The organism is Mesorhizobium sp. P5_C1, assembly GCF_054049815.1.
Genome location: NZ_JBFULQ010000007.1, coordinates 26,580 through 32,666 on the forward strand (window position 1 = coordinate 26,580; position 6,087 = coordinate 32,666).

6 protein-coding genes are annotated in these 6,087 nt (G+C 65.3%); 3 read left to right on the forward strand and 3 right to left on the reverse strand.

What is annotated here, in order from left to right:
• Positions 1–22: 22 nt before the first annotated feature.
• The 3 genes from ACXJ7R_RS01655 to ACXJ7R_RS01665 all read right to left on the reverse strand — a co-directional run bounded on the left by ACXJ7R_RS01655 (position 23) and on the right by ACXJ7R_RS01665 (position 2,609).
• Positions 23–196, reverse strand: a complete 174-nt coding sequence (locus ACXJ7R_RS01655) for a hypothetical protein (RefSeq protein WP_457150280.1) — start codon at positions 194–196, stop codon at positions 23–25.
• Between the two features lie 97 nt (positions 197–293).
• Entirely contained in the window at positions 294–473 is a 180-nt protein-coding gene (locus tag ACXJ7R_RS01660; protein ID WP_164548818.1) for a hypothetical protein, read from the reverse strand.
• Positions 474–590: 117 nt separating this feature from the next.
• Positions 591–2,609, reverse strand: coding sequence for a transcriptional regulator (locus ACXJ7R_RS01665; protein WP_457150281.1), 2,019 nt, complete (start codon positions 2,607–2,609; stop codon positions 591–593).
• Between the two features lie 215 nt (positions 2,610–2,824).
• On the opposite strand from ACXJ7R_RS01665, the gene ACXJ7R_RS01670 reads away from it, so the two are divergent.
• From ACXJ7R_RS01670 to ACXJ7R_RS01680, 3 genes are read left to right on the forward strand one after another with little or no spacing between them, the layout of a single operon-like run.
• Positions 2,825–3,913 (forward strand): PLP-dependent cysteine synthase family protein, encoded by a 1,089-nt coding sequence (locus ACXJ7R_RS01670; protein ID WP_457150282.1) that lies wholly within the window; start codon positions 2,825–2,827, stop codon positions 3,911–3,913.
• Positions 3,914–3,925: 12 nt separating this feature from the next.
• Complete coding sequence (locus ACXJ7R_RS01675; RefSeq protein WP_457150283.1) at positions 3,926–5,410, forward strand: pyridoxal phosphate-dependent decarboxylase family protein; 1,485 nt, start codon at positions 3,926–3,928, stop codon at positions 5,408–5,410.
• A 28-nt stretch (positions 5,411–5,438) separates the two neighbouring features.
• Positions 5,439–5,816: a hypothetical protein gene (locus ACXJ7R_RS01680; RefSeq protein ID WP_457150284.1), complete on the forward strand. Its 378-nt coding sequence runs from the start codon at positions 5,439–5,441 to the stop codon at positions 5,814–5,816.
• Positions 5,817–6,087 lie beyond the last annotated feature (271 nt).

Below are 6,087 nucleotides of genomic sequence, written 5' to 3' on the forward strand. Positions count from 1 at the left end.
GTCAGGGGACCGGATTTCGCGCTCAGTCTCGCTTTGGCGATGCAGACGCGGGCTCCTTGTTGTCCACGCTGTTCTCGTTCACCTGGAAGGCTATTCCTTCAACCTTCTTTTTCTTCAGGTCGTCATCGGTCTGCGGTTGCGGCGGGCGCTTGGGATCTTGCGCGGTGTTCTCATTCACGTCGAGGGCTCTCGTCATCATGTCCTCCATCGCTGGAAACACAATGTTCGACGCAGCATAGCGTTCCCAGCCAAAGACGGCGCTCTCGCCGAGAGGGCAACAGCCAGCGGCCGCCTTATCGCACGGAGCCGGTGACGGTCGGATCGATCGTGCTGGGAACGGATTTGCGTTCGTTGCCGGCAAGCGCGGCTATGATCAGCAGGCTGGCCACAACCGGCACGAACAGGATGGCAACGCGGGCTTGCACGTAAAAGATGGCGCGCCATTCGTTGCGCTTGTCGGGGCTGTTGCTCATCATACTCACTTTGTCAGACCCCCCGGGCGTGACATAGCCGGGAACGGTTAAGCAACTCCTTCCGACTTTGTTAACCCGGCGGAATTGAGGCGAAGTTCCTGGTCGTGATCCCCGGCTTCAGCTCAGCCCGAGGCGTCTGGCGCCTTGCCGGAACAGTGCCGCAGCATCCGGCTCGAAGCGAAAGGTGCCGATGAAATCGTCGCTTGAATAGTTCGGCAAGGTCTTGCGGATGGCGGCGGCAAAGCCCTGCGCCTCGTCGAGCCGGCCCGCCAGCGCCAGGCAGTGCGCGGCGATCGCCAGGATGATGGCGTGGGCGTTGGGTCGTGCCGCTGCCTTCAGCGCCCATTCGGCCGCCTCCTCGAACTGGCCGAGCCGGACATGCGCCATCGCCCGCGCCCCCAGCATGCCGAACAGCAGCGGGTCGAACGGGCTGAGATGGCGCGAATGGTCGGACGAGCCGATCGCCGCCTGCGGGTCGCCCGACTGCGAGTGGACGAAGGACAGCGCGTAATGGCCAAGGGCGAAGTTTGGGCTGAGGTCCACCGCCCGTTCCAATTCGAGCAGCGAACCGTCCTGTTCGCCGCGCAGCCACAGCGCCCGGCCCATCGCCCAATGCGCGGCCGGATTGTGGTCGTCGACCAACAGGCTGTGGCCGGCGCTCTCGAAGGCCAGCGCGCTTTCCCTGTCGCGGTCGCCCCAGCGCTGGAAGGCGTTCTGCCAATGCGTGAAGGACAGGCCGGCATAGGCGCGGGCAAAGGTCGGATCGAGCCGCAGGGCCATGTCGAAGAAATGCCGCGCCTGCTCGTTTTCGACCTGGGTGAAGCGGTACATGTGCCAGAGGCCGCGATGATAGGCCTCCCAGGCGTTGAGCGAATTGGGCGCCTTGAGCATGGCGCGGTTGCGCTCGACCGTTTCGATCTCGGCCGAGATCGACGAGACGATGCTGTTGCCGATATCGTCGAGCAAGCCGAAGATGTCGTCGGACCGGCGCTCGAACGTCTCGGCCCAGACGATCCTGGCGGTGCGCACCTCGATGAGTTCGACGCTGACGATGAGGCGGCCGGGCGGGCTGCGCACCGTGCCGGTGGCGACATAGTCGACATTCAGCCGGCGGCCGGCATCCTCGGGTGCGATGTTCTTCTCGGCCAGCGCAAACACCGATCCGCGCGCGATGACGAAGAAATCCCTGAGCTTCGCCAGGCGTGTGATGATGTCGTGGGTAAAACCGTCGGCAAGCCCGCCGCGCGCGCCACCGGTTTCCTCGACAAACGGCATGACGGCCAGCGACGCGTGGCTCGGCTCGACCGGCCCGGTATGGCCGGGTGCGGCGACCAATTGCGATACCGCGGACAGGCCGGCCGGCAGCTGCAAGACGGCTGGCCGTTGCTCACGCATCGCCCGCCAGGCGGCATTGACCGGTCCGAAATCGATCGCCTCCGACTGAAATAACTGTTCTGCGGCCGCCAGATGCTGCTCGGCCGCGCCGATCTCACCGCGTTCCGCCAGATTGGCCAGCAACGCCAGATGCGCGCGCGTGTCGAACGGCGCCAGCTCGACCCATTTGTCGAGATGCGCCGACACATCCGGTGTGTCAGCCTGATGGTTTGCGACAAGATGCTCCAGCACGGCGACTTGGCATGAGTGAAAACGGCGGCGTTGGGCGACCAGCCAACTGTTGAAATGCGGGCTGCGTTCGAGCTCCAGCCCGTCGAGGAAATCGCCGGCAAACAGTTTGGCCAGCGCCCCTAGCCGCTCCGCGTCGAGGGTGCCGATCCCTTGCTCCGCAGCGTGGCTGACCTCCAGCGCATCGACCAGGCAATCGCTGAGGTCAAGCGCGACCGTGTCGCCTTGCGTGGAGACACGGCGCCTGTCCGGCTCGTCGAGCGCGCCGCGCAGTTTGCTGAGGCACCAGCGCAGCTCGCCGCGGGGGTCGTTGGGCACGTCCCACAACAGCTCGCACAGGCGACTGCGGCCGACGGCGTGCGGCGCCAGCGCCAGATAGGCAAACAACGCGCGCAACTTGCGTGAGGCCGGCAGCGCCACCGCAACGCCGTTGCGGGAGATCGTCAGCGTTCCAAGCAGGCGCACAGACAGGCCGGTCGCTTGGCCGTCCAGTCTCGTTCGAGTGGATTCCACGTGCGTTTCCACGCCTGCTCCCACGCTGGCCTGTCGGCCCTTGCTGTATCACCGAAACCGACAAAGCGCATCCGGCGGCGTATTTCCGTGCCGGATGCCGCCATTGCCGCAATGCCGGCATGTCTGTCCTAGCGCGGCCAGGTCTCGAAACCTCGCCGCCCAACCCGCCGGTTTGTAACCGGCTTGTGATGGCAAACGATCGAGGAGATAAAAAGATGTTGCAGCAGCAGAAAATCAGGACCACCGCCGGGCGCGGACACCTGTTCGACAGCATTCTCGACACCGTCGGCGACACGCCGGCGGTGCGTATCAACAATCTCGGACCGGCCCACGCAACGATCTATGTGAAGGCAGAATTCTTCAACCCGGGCGCCTCGGTGAAGGACCGCCTGGCGCTCAACATCATCGAGGCGGGCGAGCGCAGCGGCGCGCTGAAGCCGGGCCAGACGGTGGTCGAGGCGACCAGTGGCAACACCGGCATCGGGCTGGCCATGGTCTGCGCGCAGAAGGGCTATCCGCTGGTCGTCACCATGGCCGACAGCTTTTCCGTCGAGCGCCGCAAACTGATGCGCATGCTGGGCGCCAAGGTGGTGCTGACGCCGCGCGCCGAGAAGGGCTTTGGCATGTACAAGAAGGCGGTGGAACTGGCTGAGGCCAATGGCTGGTTCCTCGCCCGCCAGTTCGAGACGGCGGCCAATGCCGCCATCCACGAGGCGACCACGGCGCGCGAGATCATCAATGATTTTGCCGGTTCGCGGCTCGACGGCTTCGTCACCGGCTATGGCACCGGCGGCACGGTCGTCGGCGTGGCACGCGTGCTGCGGCGGGAACGGCCGGAGACACGCATCGTGCTCTCTGAGCCGGCCAACGCGCAGCTCATCGGTAGCGGCAAGGCACAGCAGCGCGCTGCTGACGGCGCTCCCGCCGCCACCCACCCGGCCTTCGAGCCACACCCGATCCAGGGCTGGACGCCGGACTTCATCCCCAATGTGCTGCAGGAAGCGATCGACGCCAGCCTCTATGACGAGGTGATGCCGGTTGCCGGGCCCGAGGGCATCAAATGGGCCAAGGCGCTGGCGCGCCAGGAAGGCATCTTCACCGGCATTTCCGGCGGCGCCACCTTCGCGGTGGCGCGGCAGGTCGCCGAACGGGCGCCGGCCGGCGCGGTGATCCTGTGCATGCTGCCCGACACTGGCGAACGCTACATGTCGACGCCGCTGTTCGACGGAATCGAGGCCGAGATGGATGCCGACGAGATCGCCCTGTCGCGCTCGACGCCCGGCTGCCAGTTCCCGGCGGCTTGACGGAGACCCATCATGGACATGGTGCAGGAAACCCTTGGCATGACCGAGGAAACGCTTGATCCTCAGGACTGGGCCGATGTGCAGGCCCTGTCGCACCGGGTCATCGACGATGCGGTCGATTATCTGCGCGACGTGCGCGACCGCCCCGTCTGGCGGGAGATGCCGGCGGATGTGAGAGATGTCTTCGCGGCACCCCTGCCGCGATCGCCGGCGCCACTCGCCGCTGTCTATGACGAGGTCTCCCGGACTGTGATGTCCTATCCAATGGGCAACATCCATCCGCGCTTCTGGTCCTGGTACATGGGGTCGAGCAATTTTGCTGGCGCGCTCGGCGATTTTTTGGCGGCAATCCAGGGTTCCAATCTCGGCGGCGGCAACCACGCCGCCGGGCTGATGGACAGCCAGGTGGTCAACTGGTGCAAGCAGATCCTGGGTTTTCCGGCTTCCGCCGGCGGCACGCTGGTCAGCGGCGGCTCGATGGCCAACATCATCGGGCTGACCGTGGCGCGCAACGTCAAGGCCGGCATAGACGTGCGCGAGCATGGCGTTGCCGCCATCGAGAAGCCGTTGCGCTTCTATGGCTCGGACCAGATCCACTCCTGCCACCGCAAGGCGATGGAAGCGCTCGGCCTCGGCAACCGGGCGCTGCGCCGCATCCCGACCGATGCCGGCCTGCGCATCGATATCGCTGCCTTGCGCGCAGCGATCGCCGAGGACCGCGCGGCCGGATTCAAGCCGGCCTGCGTCATCGGCACGGCCGGCACGGTCAACACCGGGGCGATCGATGATCTGCGGGCGCTAGCCAAACTGGCGCATGAGGAAGACCTCTGGTTCCATGTCGACGGCTGCATCGGCGCGCTGATCGCCATTGCACCCGAAAATGCCCATCGCGTCGCCGGCATCGAATGGGCCGATTCGGTCGCGCTCGATCCGCACAAATGGCTGCACGCGCCATTCGAGGTCGGCTGCGCCCTGGTCAGGGACGCCGTCGCACATCGCAAGACCTTCGCGGTGACGCCGGAATACCTGGAATCGACCCCGCGCGGTCTTGCCTCCGGCGAATGGCTGCACGACTACGGCCTGCAGACGTCGCGCGGCTTTCGCGCGCTCAAGGTGTGGATGGCGCTGAAGGAGCATGGCGCCGACAAGTTCGGACGCCTGATCGACCAGAACATTGCGCAGGCGCGTTACCTCGCCGGGCTGATCGAGGCCGAGCCGGAACTGGAGCTGGCAGCACTGCCGACCATCAACATCGTTTGCTTCCGCTATCAGCCGGGCCTCGCCGGCGAGGCGCCGAAGGCGCTCAACACCGAAATCATGCTGCGGCTGCAGGAAGAGGGCATTGCAGCACTCTCCGACACCACCGTACATGGCCAGCACTGGCTGCGGGTGGCGATCACCAACCACCGCACCCGGCGCGAGGATCTCGACCTTCTGGTGCGTCAAGTGACGAGGCTGGGGCGGCAGATCGCGGCGGAGCACCCTGCGTCTTTCTAGTTCCCGGCAGGCATGCGATTCTGGCGCCATGATTCGGGAGATCGAGACCGTGACGCTGTTTCGCATGGCTGCATTTGCTGCCTTGGTCTTCACCACGTCGTCCGAGGCAGCCGAGATGGCCTTCTTCGTCAAGAACCTGCGCAAGGAAGCGGTTGCGGTCGAGCTGTTCAGCCGCGACCGCGAAACGGTCTGGCCGGGCAGCGATCAGGTATTCCTGATCGACCCCGCCTCGCAGAAATCGGTGCCGCTCTCCTGCAATCAGGGCGAACACATCTGCTACGGCGCCTGGGTTAACGGCAACGACAGCATCTCCGCCGGCGTCGGTCCGGACAACGACCAGCCCTGCGACACCTGCTGCTTCATCTGCGTGGAACACACGACCGAGACGATCGATCTGGTACCTTAGTTCCGATATCCCCAAAATCAGTCCGGAATTGTTGCAATCGTCCCTTTAGCGGCCACGCACGGCGTGCCATGGTCGCCCCGCGGCCGGGTAGGCCGTGTCTTTCCAGGGGGTTACCATGTTTCATGCCTACGCGCGCCGCACGCTGGCCGCGCTGTCTCTCGTCATGCTGGTCGTGCCGTCGGCACATGCCGGCGACGTTACCTTTGCCATCAAGAACAGCCATCCCAATGCCATGCGCCTCGAGCTTTACAGCCAGGACCGCGACTATGTC